The following is a 19006-nucleotide window of genomic DNA, read 5'->3' on the forward strand; positions in this document are numbered from 1 at the left end:
AGTTCGCTCGGGTGGGTACGCGAGTCGAGGCTTTGAAGGTAGGAACCGGTGACCGTCGATCTTCCCGCGGCACGCCGGGCGCCGGGTCCCGGCGGCCGAAGACGGGTCCACACGCTGCCGCGTCTGCTGGCCGCCGCGGTCGAGAGCAGACCGGACGGCATCGCCCTGCGCGCGGGCGGACGCTCGCTCACCTATGCCCGGCTCGACGCCTACTCCACCCGGGTGGCCCGGCTGCTCATCGCCCGCGGACTCGGTCCCGGCGACCGCGTGGTGCTGGCGCTGCCGCGTTCGGCCGAGGCCGTCGTCGCGGTCTGGGCGGTCGCCAAATCCGGGGCGGCCTTCGTGCCCGTCGATCCCGCCTACCCGCCGGACCGGGTCGCGCACATGCTCGCCGACGCGGGCGCGGCCTGCGGACTCACCCTCACCGCCACCCGCGAGCGGCTCGGTGACGGACTCGACTGGCTCGAACTCGACGCCCCGGACTGCCGCGCGGAACTGGCCGACATCTCGGCCGAACCACTGCACTACACCGACCGCACCCGCCGCGTGCACGGCGACGACATCGCCTACGTCGTCTACACCTCCGGTTCGACGGGCCTCCCCAAGGGCGTCGCGGTCACCCACACCGGATTGGCCGGGCTCTGCGGCGAACTCACCCGCCGCTTCCGGGTCGCCCCGGATTCCCGCACCCTGCACTTCGCGTCGCCCAGCTTCGACGCGGCCGTCCTGGAACTCCTGCTGGCCGTCGGCTCGGCGGCCACCATGGTCGTCGCGCCCGCCGACTGCTTCGGCGGCCGCGAGCTCGCGGAGCTGCTGCGGGCCGAGCGGGTGACCCACGCTTTCATCACCCCGGCCGCGCTGGCCGGGATCGATGCCTCGAATTTGCCGGACCTCGCGGTCGTGGTCGCGGGTGGTGAGGAATGCCCGCCCGATCTGGTGGCCCGCTGGTCACCGGGGCGCGGGTTCTTCAATCTGTACGGACCCACCGAGACCACCGTCGCCGCGACCATCAGCGACCCGCTCACCAGCGCGGACACCGTCACCATCGGCGGACCCATTCCCGGCGTGACCGCCCTGGTGCTCGACGCGCGGCTGCGGCCGGTGCCGACCGCAGTGGCCGGCGAGCTCTACCTGGCCGGGCCGGGGCTCGCGCGCGGCTATCACCGGCGGGCCGGGCTGACCGCCGCGCGCTTCGTGCCGCACCCGAACGGCAAGGGGGAGCGCATCTATCGCACCGGAGACATGGTGCGGTGGGTGCTCGGTCGGGACGGGGTGCCGGGACTGCAATATCTGGGGCGCAACGACTCCCAGGTACAGATCCGTGGCATCCGGGTGGAGCTCGACGAAGTCGACGCGGTGCTGTTCGCCCACGAATCCGTCGCTTTCGCGACCACGCTGGTGCGACGGCTGCCCAGTGGAGTCGATGGGCCGGTGTCGTACGTTGTGCCCCTCCCCGGCACCGATATCGATGCCGCCGCGCTGACCGACTATGCGCGGCAACAGCTTCCGCGCCACGCGGTGCCGGCCGCCATCACGGTGCTCGACAGCCTTCCGCTGACCCCGTCCGGGAAGCTGGATCGCGACGCGCTGCCCGAGCCGGTCTTCGCCGCCCGGCCGAACCGGCGGGCCCTGACCGCGACCGAGCGGGAGGTGGCGGCGGCCTTCACGGAGCTGCTCGGTGTCCCGCGAGTGGGAGCGGTCGACGACTTCTTCGACCTCGGCGGAAACTCCTTGCTCGCCACGAGATTGGCGGGACGGCTGGGAGCGGGCCGGGCCGTCCGGGTGCCCGTGCTGCTGGTGTTCGAGCATCCGACGGTCGCGGCGCTGGCGGCGGCCATCGACGGGCTCGGCACCGGTGATCGGCCCGTGCTGACCTCGGCCCGACGGCCGGAGACGCGGGTCCCGCTGTCGCTCGCGCAGCAGCGCATGTGGTTCCTGGCACGCCTGGATCCGGAGTCGGCGGCCTACAACATTCCGTTCGCGCTGCGATTGACCGGGGAACTCGACGTGGCCGCGCTCGCGTGGGCCCTGCGGGACCTGGTCGAACGGCACGAGGCCCTGCGGACCGTCTATCCCGAGGACGGTGGCGACGGGTATCAGGACATCCGCCCGGCGGACGCCGTGCCGGTCGACCCGGTCGCGGCCGACTTGACCGAGTCCGGAGTGCGGAGCGAACTGATGGCTCTGGTGGGCACGGGGTTCGATGTCACCGCGGAGGTTCCGCTACGGCTGCGGCTGTTCCGGATCGCGGAGCGGGATCACGTGCTCGGGGTGGTCATCCACCATCTGGCCGCCGACGGCTTCTCCATGGTCCCCTTGACCCGCGACCTCATGACCGCCTACGCCGCCCGCACCCGGGGCGTCGCCCCGGACTGGACACCGCTGCCGGTGCACTACGCCGACTACGCGGTGTGGCAGCGCGAATTACTCGGCGCGGCAGACGATCCCGGCTCGCTGCATGCCGAACAGCTCGGTCATTGGCGGACCGCGCTCGCGGGATTGCCGCCCCTGCTGGACCTGCCCGTCGACCGACCGCGCCCGGCGGTCGCCTCGCATCGCGGTGCGGCACAGCACTTCCGGGTGGACGCTATCCTGCATCGGGCGGTGGAGGAGCTGGCCCGCTCCCGGGGCGTCTCGCTGTTCATGGTGGTGCACGCCGCGCTCGCTGTCGTCCTGGCGCGGCTGGCCGGAGTGGACGATGTGGCCGTGGGCGCGCCGGTGGCGGGCCGCGGGGAACCCGAACTCGACGATGTCGTGGGCATGTTCGTCAACACCCTGGTCCTGCGCACCCGCATCGACCCGGCCGAGCACTTCACCGACCTGCTGGACCGGGTGCGTGACACCGACCTGGCCGCCTTCGCGCATGCCGAGCTGCCCTTCGAACGGCTGGTGGCCGCACTGGATCCACCCCGCACCCAGGCCCATCACCCGCTGTTCCAGGTGGCGCTGTCGTTCCAGAACTTCGGCGACCAGGTGCTGCGACTGCCGGGGCTCACCGTCACCGGAATCGATCTCGGCGAGACGGTGTCACCGATGGATCTCCAGCTGACCGTGGTGCCGCAGCAGGATGCCGAAGGTCCTGCGGGACTGCACTGTTCGTGGCGGTACGCCACCGACCTGTTCGACGAGAGCACGATCGTCCGGCTCGGCGCGCGGGTGGTCGCCGTGCTCGCCGCCATCGCCGCCGATCCGCACGCACCCGTCGGCGACCTGCCCTTCACCGATCCCGCCGAACTCGCGGCCCTGCCGACGACGGGTCCGCGGCGCGAGGTGCCGCAGAGGTTCCTGTTCAGTGGCTTCACCGATCGGGCGGTGCGCACTCCCGAACTGGTGGCCGTGACCGATGACGGCACCGCGCTGACGTACGGCGAACTCTTCGAGCGGTCGAACAGGTTGGCGCGCAAGCTGATCGCGTCGGGCGTCGGACCCGGCACGGTGGTCGGCGCGGCCGTGCATCCCGGATCCGATCTCGTGATCTGCCTCTACGCCATCGTGCAGGCGGGCGGCACGTATCTGCCGATCGACCCCGACCAGCCCGCCGAACGCACCGCCGACATGCTCGCCACCGCGGAGCCCGTCTGCGTTGTGACCGCCGATCTCGTGAATGCCCCGGAGCTGGAGAGCTTCTCACCCGCACCGATCACGGACGCCGACCGGTCGCGGCCACTGCGCGAACAGGACCTCGCGTACCTGCTCTTCACCTCCGGGTCCACGGGCCGCCCGAAAGGCGTCGGCATCTCGCACGCCGCCATGGCCAACCACATCGCCTTCCTCACCGCCGAATACGGTCTGTCCCAGAGCGATACCTACATCCAGCTGGTGCCGAGCACGTTCGACGCCTCCCTCATCGGCTACACCGCCCCGCTCGCCGTGGGCGGTCACCTGGTGGTCCCGTCGACCGCTCGTCGCACCGATCCGGACCACCTCGCGGACCTCCTGATCCGGCATCGAGTGACGTCTTTCCTCACGGTCCCGTCCCTGCTGCGAGCGCTGCTGGAGTTCGCGCCCGACGGCGCGCTGTCCGGCCTGCGGGTGGTGTGCGTCGGCGGCGAGCCCCTGCCCGCCGAGCTGATCGCGCGGTTCCGGGCCGCGAGCCCGGCCCGGTTGCACAACCTCTACGGGCCCACCGAGGCGACCATCTCCATCACCGGAGCCGATGTGACCGACCACGACGGCGGCCCGATCTCCATCGGTGCGCCGCACTGGAATTCCCGCGCCTACGTGCTCGACGCCCGCCTGCACGCGGTGCCGCCTGGCGCACCCGGGGAACTGTACGTCGCGGGCACGCAGCTCGCCCGCGGCTACCTCGGCCGCCCCGCGGGCACCGCCGACCGCTTCGTCGCCGACCCCTTCGGCGGGGTGGGGGAACGTATGTACCGCACCGGCGACCTGGTCCGCCGCACCCGCGATGGTGGACTGGAATACTTGGGCCGCACCGACTTCCAGCTCAAACTGCGGGGTCAACGGCTGGAGCCGGGGGAGGTGGAGGCCGCGTTGCGCGCCCACCCGGACGTGGCCGAAGCCGTGGTCGCCATCCGCCGGGAGCGGCTCGTCGGATACCTGCGCGCCGTCACCGGTACCACCCCGTGCCCGGACGAGGTTCTGGCAGCGGCCCGAAAGCGGCTGCCCGGCTACATGATTCCCTCGGACCTCCTCGTCCTGGATGCCTTCCCGCTCGGCTCGACGGGCAAGCTGGACCGCGCCGCCCTCCCCGACCCGGAACCGTCGTCGCGGGCGTACACCGCGCCGGAAACAGCCGACGAACACGCGGTCGCGGACGTCTTCGGCGCCGAACTGTGTGTCGAGAAGGTCGGACGCGACGACGACTTCTTCACGCTGGGCGGAAACTCCTTGTCCGCCATCCGGGTCCGTGCCGCACTGGCCGGCCGGCTCGGCCTTCACGTGCCACTCGCGTACCTGTTCGCCCACCCGCGCGTCCGGGATCTGGCGGCCGCCTTGCGGGCGGAAACACCCATGGTCGGCGCCGGACCGGACCCGGTGGCGGACGCCGTGCTGGATCCGGAGATCACCGCGGCCGGTCTTCCGCCCCGCCGTCCGGGCTCGCGGTCGGCGGTACTACTCACCGGCGCAACGGGTTTCCTCGGCAGCTTCCTGCTCCGGGAGCTGCTCGAACGAACCTCCGCCACCATCCACTGCCTCACCCGTGCACCCGGCGTATCCGAGGCTCGCCGCCGCGTCGTCGCCAATGCCGACCGCTTCGGCATCGACCTCGTCCCGCACATCGATCGAATAGTTCCGATCCCAGGCGATCTCGCGCAGCCCGGTCTCGGCCTGAGCGCGAACCAGTTCACCGACCTGGCCGAGCGGATCGACGCGATCTACCACAACGGCGCGCTCGTCAACCACCTCGAACCGTATGCCCGCATGCGCGCCGCCAATGTCACCGGCACCGCCGAGATACTCCGGCTGGCCGCCACACACCACGTCACACCGGTCCACTACATCTCCACGGCCTCGATCTCGAACGGCCCGCTCCCGGACGGCGTGCCCGGCTATATCGCCACGAAATGGGTTGGAGAACAGTTGGTTCGAGCCGCCGCCGAGCGCGGTGTGCCGGCCCGCGTCTACCGTCCCGGCCTCATCACCGGCGATTCCCGGTGCGGCGCGGCCGGGGCCGACGACGCCTGGTGGACGATGCTGCGCGCCATGCTGGTCCTCGGCCTCACCCCAGAGCTGCCCGATGCCGAGGTCGCCATGGTGCCCGTCGATCAGGTCGCCGCCGCGATCGTCTCCGCCGCCCGGAAACCGGCCGAACCCGGTGGCGTCGAAACCGTCACCCTGCTGCCCGCCCGGACGGTGTCCCTCACCACCGTGCGAGACGAAATCCTCTATCACGGTTACCGTCTCGCCCCGGTGGCTCCGGCGGAGTTCGCCGCCGCCCTGCTCACGGCGGCCGAACGGCCGGACGCCGACGCCCGTCTGGTGCGCGCGGCCGCCCTCAGCGTCAATTATTCGGCCGAGGTCACCGGAATGGCCGCGCGCGATCCCCGATCGTCCTGTCCGGGAGTCGATCGCCCCATCCTGGCCCGCTACCTCGACTACTACGTGAAGACCGGTTTCCTGCCCCCGCCCTAGTCGGCGAGCGGGTGCAGCTCGACAACCGTTCGAACGCCGTAGCCGAAAAGTGCCAGGTCGCAGGGCCTTGTTGTGACAGGGCTCACTATACAGATGACTAGGACGTTACTAATGTGCCATTGACAACTGGCACATTGAATCGCGATGCTGTGCCCATGAGGACGAGGTCAACGGCGACCTTCCCGCCGGCGGCGGTCCCCACCCGGGCGGCGACGCGGACGCGACTCGCGGCCGCGGCGTCGGTGGTGGGGGTACGCCAGGTCAATCGGTGGTTGCCGAACAATCGAATCGGGATCGATGCCGGGCGCGCGCTCATCGCCGCGATCATGGCGGCGGGCGGACCCACCCCGGCGGGGACCTCGGTCACGCCGGTGCGCTCCGGCGGCGTGCGCGGCGAATGGGTCCGCGCCGCCGGTGTGCGGCACGGTGATCGGGCGGTCTACTACCTGCATGGCAGCGGCTACGTGGTGTGCTCGGCCAAGACCCATCGCGGACTCGCGGCCCGGCTGTCCAAGGCCACCGGGCTGCCGGTGTTCGTGGTCGACTACCGGCTCGCGCCCGAGCACCCGTTCCCCGCGGCCGCCGACGACGCCGCGGCGGGCTACCGATGGCTGCTCGAACACGGGTATCGCGCCGGCGATCTGGTGATCGGCGGCGACTCGGCGGGCTGCCATCTGACCCTGGACCTGCTGTTGCAGAACGCGATCGACGGCACCGCGCAGCCCGCGGGCGCGTTCATGTTCTCGCCGCTCATGGATCCCACCCTCACCCTCGCCGAACGCCGCGACCGGGTGCTGCCCGATCCCATGGCCCCGGCGCGCACCGGGCGTCGGCTCATCGAGCTGTACACCGCCGCCGAGCCCGCCGATTCGCCGCGACTGCGGCTGACCATTCCGGCCGGGACCGTGCTGCCGCCGCTGTTCGTGCAGGCCAGCGCGGGGGAGATGCTCGCCGACGACGCCCGCCACCTGCGCGACATGGCCGCCGCGGCGGGCGTGCCGTGCGAACTGGAACTGTGGCCCGGGCGCATCCACGTCTTCCAGGCCCTGCCGCTGCTGGTGCCCGAGGCCGGGCCCGCCCTGCGCCGCGCCGCGGGATTCGTGACCTCGGCACTGGCGCAATCGGATTCGACTATCGGAAAGCGGGTGGGCTGACATGTGGCCGATCGACGAGGTGATGTTCGCACTGGGCGGCAAGCGCCGCTCCCAGCGCGCCGAGGCCGTGGTGACCGGCGCGGGCAGCGGGATCGGGCGCGCGTTCGCGCTCGAGATCGCCGCGCGCGGCGGTGAGGTCGTGTGCGCGGACATCGACAAGGACCGCGCGGACGAGACCGTGCGACTCATCGAGAGCACCCACGGGCGGCCCGCGCACGCGGTCTTCTGCGATGTGTCCCGGCGCGAGGACGTGGAGAGCCTGGCCCTGCACGCGGAACTGCTGTTCGGCGGCGCGCCGAGCTTGGTGATCAATAACGCGGGTGTCGGCATCGGCGGAAAACCGGTGGGCGACATCGGATTCGGCGACTGGGAATGGGCGCTCGGCATCAACCTGTGGGGCGTCGTGCACGGGTGCGAGATCTTCGCACCCCAGCTGCGCGCGGCCGGACGCGGCGGCATCATCAATGTGGCCTCGGCCGCGGGCTTCGCCGCCGCGCCCGGCATGGCCGCCTACAACGTGTCCAAGGCGGCGGTGGTGTCGCTGTCGGAGACCATGGCCGCCGAGCTGGCGGGCAGCGGGGTCGCGGTCACCGCGCTGTGCCCCACCTTCGTGCGCACCAATGTGGTGACCGACGGCCGGATCACCTCGGGCTCTTCCCGATTGGCGGACGGGCTCATGCGCTGGACCGGGTTCTCGCCCGAGTCGGTGGCCCGCACCACCCTCGACGCCCACGACCGGGGCGCGCTGTACGTGCTGCCGCAGCTGGACGCCCGCGTGGTCTGGCACCTCAAGCGGCACTTCCCGGCCCTCTACACCCAGGCCCTCGGCGTCCTGAATCGCGTGCTGCCGCAGCAGGACGCGGCGGCGACCGGCACGAACCTCCAGAAGACAGGAGTCTGACATGTCCGCGAAAACCATCTCCTTCGACTTCGACAACATGCTGGCCAAGATCAAGTCCAAGCAGTGGGCGCTGGCCGACATCGACTGGGACGCACCCGGCGCCGAGCTCATCGACCCGGCCCTGCACGCCAAGCTGAAGCCGTTCATGGCCGATCTCATGTGGATCGAGAACGTCGGCGCGCGCGGCTTCGCGGCCATGGCCAAGAAGGCCCCGACGCCCGCGCTGGCCGAGATCTACCGCTACTTCCACGCCGAGGAACAGCGGCACGCCAATGCCGAACTGGCGCTCATGCGTCGCTGGGGCATGCTCGAGGGCGACGAGATCCCCGAGCCCAATATCAATGTCAAGCTGGTCATCGACTTCCTGGACAAGTACTCCGACGGCATGTCGCTGTCCTTCCTGGGCACCGTCATCCCCATGCTCGAGGTGGCCCTCGACGGCGCGCTGATCAAGTTCGTCACCGACGAGATCGCCGACCCGGTCGCCCAGGAGGTCTTCAAGAAGATCAACAACGACGAATCCCGGCACCTGGCCACCGATTACGCGGTCATGGAGCTGCTCGGCCACGCCAGTGCCCGCAAGCTGGCCATCGACCTGGTGGGCGGCTGGATCAAGCCGTCGCTGTTCATCGGGCTGCTCAGCTACATCCCCCTGCTGAACAAGATGCGCGACAATATCGTCGAGATGGGTGTGAGCGAGGAGAAGCTCTACGCCGCCATGGCCCGCTTCAAGCAGGTCGGCGAGCGCGCGCCGATCGTCAACCGGCTGCCCATGTACCGGATCGTGAAGATGCACTCCGACTGGGTCGTCAACCGCGACAACCCGTATCACCTGTTCGCGGACGCCATGGTCAAGGTCACCGGGGCCATCCCCGACCGCCTGCTGCCCACGCAGCCGACCTGGTCCAAGGAACTCACCTACGAGCCTGTCGCATGAGCGCCGTGAGCAAGCCACTGGACGTGGCGATCATCGGAGCCGGATTCGCGGGCATCGGCGCGGCCATCCGCCTGCGGCAGAAGGGGATCGGCGACTTCGCGGTCTTCGAGCGCGGCGACCGGGTGGGCGGCACCTGGCGTGACAACACCTATCCGGGCGCGGCCTGCGACATTCCGTCGCGGCTGTACTCCTACAGCTTCGCCCCGAACCCGGACTGGTCGCGGACCTACTCCGGCAGCGCGGAGATCCTCGGCTACATCGACACCATGGTCGCGGATTCGGGCATCGCCCCGCACATCCGCTTCGGGCACACCGTGACCGGCATCGTGTTCGACGACGAGACCGGGCTGTGGACGCTGTCCTTCGGCGCGGGGCGGCGAAAAGTGCGGGCGCGCACCGTGATCCTCGCCTCCGGCCCGCTGTCCAACGCCGGGTTCCCGGATATCGCGGGCATCGACGACTACGAGGGCCACAAGATCCACAGCGCCCGCTGGGATCACGACTACGACTTCACCGGCAAGAAGGTGGCCGTGGTCGGCACCGGCGCGAGCGCCGTGCAGATCATCCCGGAGCTGGTGAAACAGGCCGCCTCGGTGAAGGTCTTCGAGCGCACGCCCGGCTGGGTGCTGCCGCGGGTGAACCGCCGCACCAACGGTCTCACCAAACAGGTGTACCGGCAGCTGCCGGTCACCCAGTCGCTGGCCCGCGAGGCCTGGTTCTGGGGCCACGAGTCGGTGGCGCTGGGCGTGGTGTGGAATACGCCGCTGACCCGGGTCGTCGAATCGGTCGCCTTGATGCACCTGCGTTCCCAGGTGCGTGATCCGTGGCTGCGGCGGCAGCTCACCCCCGATTTCCGGGCGGGCTGCAAGCGGCTGTTGATGAGCAGCGAGTACTACCCGGCCCTGCAGGCCGACAACTGCAAGCTCATCACCTGGCCGATCGCGGAACTATCGCCGCACGGCATCCGCACCGCCGAGGGCATCGAGCATCGCTTCGACTGCATCGTGTTCGCCACCGGATTCGAGGTGTCCAAACAGGGCGCGCCGATTCCGGTGACCGGGCGCGGCGGCCGGGTGCTGGCCGACGAATGGCGCGGCGGCGCATACGCGTTCAAGAGCGTCACGGTCGCCGGATACCCCAATCTGTTCCTCACCTTCGGACCGAACTCGGGGCCGGGGCACAATTCGGCGCTGGTCTACATGGAGGCGCAGATCGAATACCTCACCGACGCCATCAAGATCGTGCTCGATCGCGGGCTGCGCACGCTCGAGGCCCGGCAGGATCGGCAGGACCGCTACAACCGCGGCCTGCAGCGCCGGTTGACCGCCACCACCTGGAACTCCGGGTGCAGCAGCTGGTATCTCACCGAGGACGGGTTCAACGCCACCATGTACCCGGGCTTCGGCAGCCAATACGCCCGGCAGCTGGCCAGGGTGGAGCTGACGGATTTCCACCTGCGCTAGTGTTCCGAACAGCTGCGCTAGTGTTCTGGCGGAGACGGGGGTCGCCGGCGGAAGGGACGGGAACAGGACGAATGGCGGAGTACCGCATCGACGATCTCGCCCAGGCCGCCGGCACCACCACGCGCAATGTGCGCGCCTATCAGGAGAAGGGGCTGCTGCCCACGCCCACCCGCCGCAGCGGGCGCGCGCTCATCTACGACGACACCCACCTGGCCCGGTTGCGCATCATCGACGCGCTGCTGCAGCGTGGGTTCACCATCGCCCACATCGCCGACTTCATCACCAGCTGGGAGACCGGCAAGGATCTCACCGAGATCCTCGGGCTGCAGAGCGCGGTCACCGACACCTGGGGCAAAGCCGAAGAGCCGGTGGCGATTCCGCGCGAACTGGTGGACACCTTCTTCGGTGACACCGACGAGCATCAGGTCGACTCCGACCAGCTGGCCCGGCTCGAACAGCTCGGCATGGTGCGGCTGCGTGACGATACCGTCGAGCTCGCCCGGCCCGAACTGCTCGGCATCTTCGCCGATCTCAGCTCCTACGGATTCGGGCTGCCCGCGCTCATCGACCTGCACGCGGCCATCGCCGAGCGACTCGAATCGATCGCCCGGCTCATGGTGGTGGCGGCCAAGGACCATATCGTGGCCGCGCACGGACCCGGATGGCTGCCCGAGACCGATGCCGAGATCGCCGAAACCGCCGGGATGCTCAAGCATTTCCGGGAACTCGGGACCCGCTCGGTGCACGACAGCCTCGATCAAGCCCTCGACAAGGTGCTGCAGGCCGAACTCGGCGAGTACCTGGAAGCGGCCGCCCGCCGCCACGCGCAGGAGTGATCAGCGCAGGGCGGCGCGGGCGCCGGCCGCCTCGAGCTTGATCCGCGCGGCCTCGGCGGCGTCCTTGTCGACCTTCTCCAGCACCGCCTTCGGCGCGGCCTCGACCAGGTCCTTGGCCTCCTTGAGACCCAGCCCCGGGATGATCTCCCGCATGGCCTTGATGACCTGAATCTTCCTGTCTCCGAAGGATTCCAGGACGAGATCGAACTCATCCTGTTCGTCGGCCGCCTCGGCCGGCGCCGAATCCGCGGCGACCTGGACGGCCACCGGGGGCGCGGCGCTGACGCCGAACTCCTCCTCGAACGCCTTGAGGAACTCCGAAAGTTCCAGCAGCGTCATACCTTTGAACACGTCGAGCAATTCGACGACGGTCATCTTGGCCATGATGTAACCCCTTGCAACGCTGACCAGGCGATACAAGTAAGTCTAAGCGCCGGGGACCGCCAAGGTCATCAGATATTCGCGCTCCCCGCGTGTCAGCGGGCGTGGCGCGCCGTCGGCGATGGCGACCAAGGTGGAAGTCGCGAAAAGATAAAGGAATTCGCCGTCGCGCACCTCGTGCCGCAGGGTGAACGAGGTGGTGCCGAGCTTCTCCACCTGGGAGGTGACGGTCACCGGCGCGGCCCGGAAGACCAGCGGCATACGGTAGCTCAGCCGCTGACCCGCCACCACCACGCGCCACGGACCGCCGTCGGAGTCGTAGCGGTCCAGCAGATCCGCGCGCGCCTCGTCGAGGTACTGGGCGAAGACCACATTGTTGAGATGCTGCTGCGCGTCCATATCGGTACGGCGCAACTGGATGTCGTAGGTGTGCATCAGGCCTCCAGGTCCTTCAGGAGCACGCGCTGGTCCTCGGGCAGCGCGCGGGACCGCTGGGTCTCCTGGTCGAAGGCGACCATCGTGCACACCGCCGTCGAATACACCACGTCGTCGTCGCGGATCTCCTGCTCCAACACGAACGAGGAGGTGCCGACCCGGCTCACCCAGGTCTCGATCCGCACCGGATCGGGCCGGTACCGCAGCGGCGTCAGATAGTCGATATCCATCTGCGCGACCACGTTCGCCCCGCCGAACCCCTTCTTCCAGAACAGATCGATCCGGGATTCCTCGAGGTAGCGCAAATGCGCGGCATTGTGCACGTGCCCGTCGGCGTCCATATCGGACCACCGCAGCGGGCACTGGAAAAGGTGTCGGGCCACCCCGCATTCATATCAAGCGGACGGCGGCGGCAACCTCGCGGCCATCGCCGCGATGGCCGAATCTGCAAGAGTCGTGGCGTTGACGCCGTCGCCCGCGGGCCGCAGGCTGAGGGCATGCGGGTGGTGCTGATCGTGGTGTTCGACGGGTTCCAGCTGACCGATCTGGCCGGGCCCGCGGACGTCTTCTCCGGGGCGGCCGCCCTGCTCGGCGACGGCGGCGGCTACCGGGTCGAACTGGCCGCGGCGCAGGCCGGTCCGGTGCGGTCCTCGTGCGGCATCGAGGTGACCGCGCGGCACGGGCTCGACACCTGGACCGGACCGCTGGACCTGCTGCTGGTGGTGGGCGGGCTGGCCTTCTGGGCGGCGTCCGGCGACGCCGAACTGGTGGCCGGGATCCGCCGGGTGGCCGCGGTGGCCGACCGGGTGGGCTCGGTCTGCTCGGGCACCTTCCTGCTGGCCCGCGCCGGACTCCTGGACGGCCGTCGCGCCACCACCCACTGGGCGGGCGGCGAGCTGCTGGCCCAGCAGTTCCCGGCCATCACCACCGAACCCGACCGCATCTACGTGCGCGACGGCCCGATCTGGACCTCGGCCGGGGTGACCGCGGGCATCGACCTGGCCCTGGCCATCGTGGCCGCCGACCACGGACCCGAGCTGGCCCGCGAGGTCGCGCGCTGGATGGTGGTGTACCTGCACCGGCCCGGCGGGCAGAGTCAGTTCAGCGCACCGCTCACCGGCAATTCGCCCCGGCGCGATCCGCTGCGCGAACTCCAGGTGTGGATGGAGGAGCATCCGGCCGCGGACCTGTCGCTGCCCGCGCTGGCCCTGCGGGTCGGCATGAGCACGCGGCACTTCTCCCGCGTCTTCGCCGGCGAGACCGGGACCACGCCCGCCCGCTATGTGGAGCGGGTGCGGATCGCCGCCGCCCGGCGCCTGCTCGAGACCACCGACCAGCCCATGGACCGGGTCGCCGCCGCGGTCGGACTGGGCAGCCCCGAGACCCTGTACCGAATCTTCCACCGCCACCTGGGCATCCCCCCGGGCGAGTACCGCGCCCGATTCAAGAACTCCGAAGGAGAGCGTGTCTCATGACATTCCAGATCGCCATCGTGCTCTATCCCGGCATGACCGTGCTGGACGTGGTCGGACCCTACGAGGTGCTGCGCGGCATCCCCGACAGCGAGATCCGGTTCGTCGCCGGGGAAGTCGGCCCGGTAGTGGCCGACAGCGGGGTGCTGGCGCTGGGCGCGACCCACACCTTCGCCGAGACGCCCGCACCCGATCTGGTGCTCGTCGGCGGTGGGGAACAGGGCACCACCGGCGCGATGGCCGACCGCGAGCTCATCGACTGGCTGCGGGCGGTGCACCCCACGACGCAGTGGACCACCTCGGTCTGCACCGGATCGCTGATCCTGGCCGCCGCCGACATCCTGCGTGGTCAGCCCGCCACCACCCACTGGCTCGGGCAGCCCGCGCTAGCGCCCTTCGGCGCCGAGTCGCGGCCGCACGACCGCATCGTGCACAGCGGCAAGATCGTCACCGCCGCAGGCGTTTCCGCGGGCATCGACCTCGGACTGTGGCTGGTCGGCCGGATCGCGGGGGAGGAGCGGGCGCAGATGACCCAGCTCTACATCGAGTACGACCCGCACCCGCCCTACGACACCGGCCACCCCGACAAGGCGAGCCCCGACCTGCTGCGCAAGACGCGCCTGCTCGCCACCAAACGATCGGCCAAGCCGCGGGTGCCGCTGGAGGTGGCGACCGCCGTGTGGCGGCTGACCCTCAACCGCATGCGGGATCGGGCCGCCGCCAAACGCTGAATTCCCGTACCGTCGGAAGGGTGACCGAGCTGCTCGGCGATCACTTCTTCGCCAATCCGCATGCGTACTACCGGCTTTGGCGCGAGGACGGGCCGGTGCTGCGGGTGCGGTTCGGGGACGGCGTGGAACGCTGGCTCGTCATCGGCTACGAGGAGGCCCGCGCCGTGCTCGCGGATCCACGGCTGCGCAAGGACATCGACCTCCTCGAATCGGTGATCGCCCGCAAGCACACCGGGCCCTGGGAGGGGCCGCGCACCCACGACGGGCTGCGGCACATGCTCAATGCCGACCCGCCCGACCACACCCGGTTGCGGCGGGCGGTCTCGCAGGCGTTCACCGCGCGGCGGGTGGCGGCGCTGCAACCGGTCATCGAGCAGACGGCGCGAGAACTGCTGGACGCCATGGCCGATCGCGACGAGGTGGATCTGCTGCGGGCCTTCGCGGTACCGCTGCCCGTCGCGGTCATCTGCCACCTGCTGGATGTGGACATCGAGGACCAGGGCACCTTCCGGGAATGGACCAAGGCGCTGGTCGGCACCCTGGAGCCCGGGGTGGACCCGGCCCGGGCGCACGGCGAGATGGTGGCCTTCCTGCGGGACCTGTTGCGGCGCAAACGGGCAGAGCCGGGCGAGGACCTGCTCTCGGTGCTGGTCACCGACGCCGACGCCCGCCTCGACGAGGGCGAACTGATCGGGATGGCGCTGCTGCTCCTGGTCGCCGGGCACGAGACCACGGTGAACCTGATCGGCAACGGCATGCTGGCGCTGCTGCGCGACCGGCCCTGGCTGGACCGGCTGTGCGCGGCCCCGGAACTGATCCCCGCCGCCGTCGAGGAATTCCTGCGCTTCGACGGGCCCGTCGACCTGGCCACCCTGCGGTTCACCGCCGAGCCGATCACGGTCGGCGACACCGTCATTCCCGCGGGCGAACTGGTCGTGGTGGCGCTCGCCGCGGGCAACCGGGACCCGCGCCACTTCACCGACCCGCACCGCCTGGACCCGCTGGCCGAGCACGTCGCGCACCTGGGCTTCGGCCACGGCGTCCACTACTGCGTCGGCGCGCCGCTGGCCCGGCTCGAGGCCCGGGTCGCGTTCACCCAGCTGCTGGACCGGTTCCCGGACATCGAGCTGGCCGTGGACGATGCCGAGCTGCGCTGGCACCCGAACCCGGTGATCCGCGGCCTGAAGCGACTGCCGGTGCGGCTGCGGAAGTAGATCCGGGGCAGGAATTTCCGGCCCGCGAGCGATGAATTTCGGGCGGCGGTGAGGTCTATACCTGTGAACAGACGTTCGAGTTCACCGTCGAGTCAAAAGAGTTGATCTTTCATGACCGTATTCGCCATCTACGGGGCCACCGGTCACACCGGCCGCCTCGTCGCCGCCGACCTCATCGCACGAGGGAAGGAAGTCGTTGTGTCCGGGCGCGATCCGGATGCCCTCGCCGCCCTGGGCCCCGCGCGGGTCATGCCCGCCGCACTCGATGATCCGGCGGCCTTGCGGGCGCTGGCCGAGGCCGCCGACGTGATCATCCACTGCGCGGGGCCCTTCGCCACCACCGGACTGCCCGTGGCCACCGCCGCCGTCGAGGGCGGCTGCCACTATGTCGACCACGCCGTGGAGGTGCACCACGTGAAGCGGCTGTTCGACGACTTCACCGAACCCGCCCAGCGGGCCGGGATCACCATGATGCCGAGCGTGAGTTTCTATGGGGGACTGGGTGATCTGCTCGCCGGGGCCGTCGCGCGCGCAGCATCGGGCATCGACCGGATCACCGTGGCCTACCACGTCACCAACTGGATGATGACCCACGGCGCGGTGGAGACCGCGCGACTGCTGTTCGCCGACACCGACCGCATCGGCTACGAGGACGGGCAGCCCCGATACGGATTCGTGGAACCGCGGCAGGCGATCTTCGCGTTCCCGCCGCCGGTCGGACCGCGGCCCATGATCGCGCCGGTGCCGTTCCCCGAAGCCGTCACCGTGCCCCGGCACACCCGCACGAAAGCGGTGGAGGCGCAACTGACCGCGCATACCTTCGCCGAGGACCAGGCCTTCACCAGTGAGCAGGTCGACCCGGCCGCCCGCGCCGACAGCCGCTTCATGATCGCCGCCCAGGTGCTCGCGTCCGGCGGCTCGGTGTCCGGGACGCTGACCGGGCGAGACCTGTGGTCGGCCGCCGCGCTGGCCTCGGTGGAGGCGGCGGTGCGGCTCACCGAGGGCGCCGCCAAGAGCGGAGTCGCCAGTCCCGCCGAGGCTTTCGAGGCCGTCGGCTTCCTGCGGGATCTCGCCGCGCGCGGGGCCTTCGAACTCCGGTTGCCGGAACACGCGTGAGGAGCACGACCATGGAACCGATTCTCGTCACCGGCGCGGCCGGGGGCAGTCAGGGCGGCACCGGCCGTCGCGTCGCCGAGATCCTGGTGCGGGAGGGCCTGCCGGTGCGCGCCTTCGTGCACCGCGACGACGGCCGCGCGGCCGAGCTGAAGGACCTGGGCGCGGAGGTGGTCACGGGCGATCTGCGCGAGATCAGCGCCGTGACACCCGCTCTCCAGGGCGTGCGCCGGGCCTACTTCACCTACCCGGTGACCGCCGGAATGCTGGACGCCACCGCGGTGCTCGCGGCCGTCGGCAAGCAGGCCGGGCTGGAGCGGGTGGTCGCCACCTCCCAGCTCGGCTCCGATCCGCAGGCGGGCACCCCGCACATGCGGCGGCACTGGGTGGCCGAACAGGTCCTCGACAATGCCGGGATCGGCGCGGTGCACCTGCGGGCCGCGGTGTTCTTCGAGAACCTGCGGGTGGCCATCGGGGACCGGGGTGAGCTGGCGCTGCCGCTCGGCTCGCCCGACACCGTGCTGCCGCTCATCGCGGGCGCGGACGTGGCGGGCGTCGGGGCCGGGGTGCTGCGCACCGCGGGCCCGGTGGATCCGGTGCTGTGGCTGGCCGGGGAGATCATGACCGTCGGCGAGGCCGCCGAAATACTCGGCGTCCCTTACCGGAACGTGGATCCGGCCGAATGGTCCGCGTGGGCCATGACGGTGTACCGCGACGAAGTGGCCGTGGAACACCTGACCCACCTGTGGACCATGTTCGCGGCCATCGGTTCCGGGCACGAGCTGTTCCGGGTCACCGAATCCATCGAGCGCTTCACCGGGCGACCGCCGATCACCCTGCGGGAGTTCACCGCCGGGGCCTGAGGCCGGTCAGGCCAGCCAGCGTCCGCGCCGCAGCACCCGGCGCAGGCCCAGCTGGTCGTCGAGCACCACGGCGTCGGCGTACATGCCGGGACGCAGGTCGCCGACGTCGCCGAGGCCCGCCGCGTCCGCGGGGGTCGAGGTGACGGCGGCGACCGCGTCGTAGAGCGGGATGCCGCAGTCGCGCACCGCCCAGCGCAGGCAGTGCAGCAGCGTCGCGGTGCCGCCCGCCAGCGAGCCGCCCGGCACCCGCGCCACCCCGTCGGTCACGGTGACCGGGCGCGGCCCCAGCCGGTACTGGCCGTCCGGCATGCCCGCCGCCTGGGTGGCGTCGGTGACCAGCACCACCCGGTCGGGGGCGGTGGCGAAAACGAGTGCGCCGAAACCGGAGTCGACGTGCACGCCGTCGCCGATCACCTCCACGAACGCCTGTCGCTGGGCCGCCGCCACCAGGCCCGCCGCCACCGGGCCGGGCGCGCGGTGATGTAGCGGCGGCATGCCGTTGGCGAGATGGGTGACCAGGGTGCCGCAGCCCTGCGGGCTCAGCGCCGCCCGGAAGCGGGCAAAACTCGAATCACTGTGCCCGACCGCCACCACCACGCCGCTGTCGGCCAATTGTTTGGCGGCGGTATCGAATCCGGGGCGCTCGGGGGCCAGGGTCATGACCCGCAGCTGACCGTCCGTGGCATGCAGGAGGCGGTCGATGAGCTCCGGGTCGGGATCGGTCAGATAGCCGAGATCGTGTGCGCCGCAGCGGGTCTGCGACAGGAACGGGCCCTCGATGTGGACACCCGCGATCACGCCGTCCGCAGCGAGCCGGCGCAGCACGGCCGCCTGCGCCACCATCGTGTCGGGGGCCGCGGTCACGATGCTGGCGAGCACGCTGGTCGAGCCGCGCCGATGATGGAAAGCAGCGGCCTCCTTCGCCTCGGTCGCGTCCTCGGTGTCGAAGCGATATCCGAAACCGCCGTGCGTGTGGATGTCCACCAGACCCGGCACCACCGTGCCCGCGTACACCGGCGGCAATTCCCTGTGTGTGGTGGCCCATTCGGTGGCGGGCCGGACCGCGGCCACCCGCTCACCCCGCACGGTGATCACACCGTCCTCGAGCACACCGGCGCGGGTCACCACGCGGCCGCGCAATTCCAGGCCCCGCCGACCGCTCGCCAGACCCGTTGCCGCGTCAGCCATCACGCCACACCCATCAGCTCAGAATGACCGATCGCGGGACGGTGCGCGGGTGTTCGGTCCTGTCGATTTCCTGTTCAAACGAATCACATTCGGGCGGTCGCCGCGTTAGATTCGAGAGATACCAATCATTCGGCCCGAAATTCCGCTCTCGGCAACACTTTCGATTCAGCAGACGGCGAATTGAGGGGCGTCGCCTGCTCTCGCACCCGCTGAATCGGGCGC

General features: G+C 70.5%; 15 protein-coding genes. 11 read left to right on the plus strand and 4 right to left on the minus strand.

Annotated features, from left to right (window positions below; all coding sequences use genetic code 11):
* Window positions 1-48 precede the first annotated feature (48 nt).
* The 6 genes from ACQP06_RS07005 to ACQP06_RS07030 all read left to right on the plus strand — a co-directional run bounded on the left by ACQP06_RS07005 (window position 49) and on the right by ACQP06_RS07030 (window position 11387).
* Window positions 49-6096, plus strand: a complete 6048-nt coding sequence (locus ACQP06_RS07005; RefSeq protein WP_433671338.1) for an amino acid adenylation domain-containing protein — start codon at window positions 49-51, stop codon at window positions 6094-6096.
* A 155-nt stretch (window positions 6097-6251) separates the two neighbouring features.
* A complete protein-coding gene (locus tag ACQP06_RS07010) occupies window positions 6252-7250 on the plus strand; it encodes an alpha/beta hydrolase (RefSeq protein ID WP_433671340.1) in 999 nt (332 codons plus the stop codon).
* Window position 7251: 1 nt separating this feature from the next.
* Window positions 7252-8151 (plus strand): SDR family NAD(P)-dependent oxidoreductase, encoded by a 900-nt coding sequence (locus ACQP06_RS07015; protein WP_433671341.1) that lies wholly within the window; start codon window positions 7252-7254, stop codon window positions 8149-8151.
* Between the two features lie 16 nt (window positions 8152-8167).
* Window positions 8168-9088: a ferritin-like domain-containing protein gene (locus ACQP06_RS07020; protein ID WP_433673258.1), complete on the plus strand. Its 921-nt coding sequence runs from the start codon at window positions 8168-8170 to the stop codon at window positions 9086-9088.
* Window positions 9085-10551, plus strand: a complete 1467-nt coding sequence (locus tag ACQP06_RS07025; RefSeq protein WP_433671343.1) for a flavin-containing monooxygenase — start codon at window positions 9085-9087, stop codon at window positions 10549-10551. The genes ACQP06_RS07020 and ACQP06_RS07025 overlap by 4 nt, the downstream gene beginning before the upstream one ends.
* 71 nt (window positions 10552-10622) lie before the next feature.
* Window positions 10623-11387, plus strand: coding sequence for a MerR family transcriptional regulator (locus ACQP06_RS07030; protein ID WP_433671345.1), 765 nt, complete (start codon window positions 10623-10625; stop codon window positions 11385-11387).
* Here the strand turns inward: ACQP06_RS07030 and rplL are convergent, their stop codons facing one another.
* The 3 genes from rplL to ACQP06_RS07045 are packed head-to-tail and all read right to left on the minus strand — an operon-like array spanning window position 11388 to window position 12586.
* Window positions 11388-11771, minus strand: a complete 384-nt coding sequence (rplL, locus tag ACQP06_RS07035; RefSeq protein WP_357287961.1) for a 50S ribosomal protein L7/L12 — start codon at window positions 11769-11771, stop codon at window positions 11388-11390. It abuts the gene before it with no gap.
* Window positions 11772-11813: 42 nt separating this feature from the next.
* The gene (locus tag ACQP06_RS07040; protein WP_433671347.1) at window positions 11814-12203 is read right to left on the minus strand and encodes an acyl-CoA thioesterase; all 390 of its coding nucleotides are present in this window, start codon (window positions 12201-12203) and stop codon (window positions 11814-11816) included.
* Window positions 12203-12586, minus strand: coding sequence for an acyl-CoA thioesterase (locus ACQP06_RS07045; protein WP_357287965.1), 384 nt, complete (start codon window positions 12584-12586; stop codon window positions 12203-12205). Before ACQP06_RS07045 ends, ACQP06_RS07040 begins: the two co-directional genes overlap by 1 nt.
* Before the next feature lie 114 nt (window positions 12587-12700).
* Between ACQP06_RS07045 and ACQP06_RS07050 the strand changes: the two genes are divergently transcribed.
* From ACQP06_RS07050 to ACQP06_RS07070, 5 genes are all read left to right on the plus strand, one after another.
* Window positions 12701-13678, plus strand: coding sequence for a GlxA family transcriptional regulator (locus tag ACQP06_RS07050; protein WP_433671349.1), 978 nt, complete (start codon window positions 12701-12703; stop codon window positions 13676-13678).
* Window positions 13675-14406, plus strand: a complete 732-nt coding sequence (locus tag ACQP06_RS07055; protein ID WP_433671351.1) for a DJ-1/PfpI family protein — start codon at window positions 13675-13677, stop codon at window positions 14404-14406. Before ACQP06_RS07050 ends, ACQP06_RS07055 begins: the two co-directional genes overlap by 4 nt.
* 20 nt (window positions 14407-14426) lie before the next feature.
* Entirely contained in the window at window positions 14427-15620 is a 1194-nt protein-coding gene (locus ACQP06_RS07060) for a cytochrome P450 family protein (RefSeq protein ID WP_433671353.1), read from the plus strand.
* Between the two features lie 111 nt (window positions 15621-15731).
* Window positions 15732-16736: a saccharopine dehydrogenase NADP-binding domain-containing protein gene (locus ACQP06_RS07065; RefSeq protein ID WP_433671355.1), complete on the plus strand. Its 1005-nt coding sequence runs from the start codon at window positions 15732-15734 to the stop codon at window positions 16734-16736.
* Between the two features lie 11 nt (window positions 16737-16747).
* Window positions 16748-17596: an NAD(P)H-binding protein gene (locus tag ACQP06_RS07070; RefSeq protein ID WP_433671357.1), complete on the plus strand. Its 849-nt coding sequence runs from the start codon at window positions 16748-16750 to the stop codon at window positions 17594-17596.
* Window positions 17597-17602: 6 nt separating this feature from the next.
* On the opposite strand, the gene ACQP06_RS07075 is transcribed toward ACQP06_RS07070, so the two are convergent.
* Complete coding sequence (locus tag ACQP06_RS07075; RefSeq protein WP_433671359.1) at window positions 17603-18784, minus strand: N-acetylglucosamine-6-phosphate deacetylase; 1182 nt, start codon at window positions 18782-18784, stop codon at window positions 17603-17605.
* Between the last annotated feature and the right edge of the window lie 222 nt (window positions 18785-19006).

It is taken from the genome of Nocardia sp. CA-136227, assembly GCF_050955695.1.
Taxonomy (GTDB): domain Bacteria; phylum Actinomycetota; class Actinomycetes; order Mycobacteriales; family Mycobacteriaceae; genus Nocardia.

What these genes read in the sequence shown, in the direction of transcription:
- ACQP06_RS07040 (WP_433671347.1), bottom strand. Translation starts at nt 12,203, where the DNA reads ATGCACACCTACGACATCCAGTTGCGCCGTACCGATATGGACGCGCAG.
- ACQP06_RS07015 (WP_433671341.1), top strand. Translation starts at nt 7,252, where the DNA reads ATGTGGCCGATCGACGAGGTGATGTTCGCACTGGGCGGCAAGCGCCGC.
- ACQP06_RS07010 (WP_433671340.1), top strand. Translation starts at nt 6,252, where the DNA reads ATGAGGACGAGGTCAACGGCGACCTTCCCGCCGGCGGCGGTCCCCACC.
- ACQP06_RS07075 (WP_433671359.1), bottom strand. Translation starts at nt 18,784, where the DNA reads ATGGCTGACGCGGCAACGGGTCTGGCGAGCGGTCGGCGGGGCCTGGAA.
- ACQP06_RS07070 (WP_433671357.1), top strand. Translation starts at nt 16,748, where the DNA reads ATGGAACCGATTCTCGTCACCGGCGCGGCCGGGGGCAGTCAGGGCGGC.
- ACQP06_RS07030 (WP_433671345.1), top strand. Translation starts at nt 10,623, where the DNA reads ATGGCGGAGTACCGCATCGACGATCTCGCCCAGGCCGCCGGCACCACC.
- ACQP06_RS07055 (WP_433671351.1), top strand. Translation starts at nt 13,675, where the DNA reads ATGACATTCCAGATCGCCATCGTGCTCTATCCCGGCATGACCGTGCTG.
- ACQP06_RS07050 (WP_433671349.1), top strand. Translation starts at nt 12,701, where the DNA reads ATGCGGGTGGTGCTGATCGTGGTGTTCGACGGGTTCCAGCTGACCGAT.
- ACQP06_RS07025 (WP_433671343.1), top strand. Translation starts at nt 9,085, where the DNA reads ATGAGCGCCGTGAGCAAGCCACTGGACGTGGCGATCATCGGAGCCGGA.
- rplL (WP_357287961.1), bottom strand. Translation starts at nt 11,771, where the DNA reads ATGGCCAAGATGACCGTCGTCGAATTGCTCGACGTGTTCAAAGGTATG.
- ACQP06_RS07065 (WP_433671355.1), top strand. Translation starts at nt 15,732, where the DNA reads ATGACCGTATTCGCCATCTACGGGGCCACCGGTCACACCGGCCGCCTC.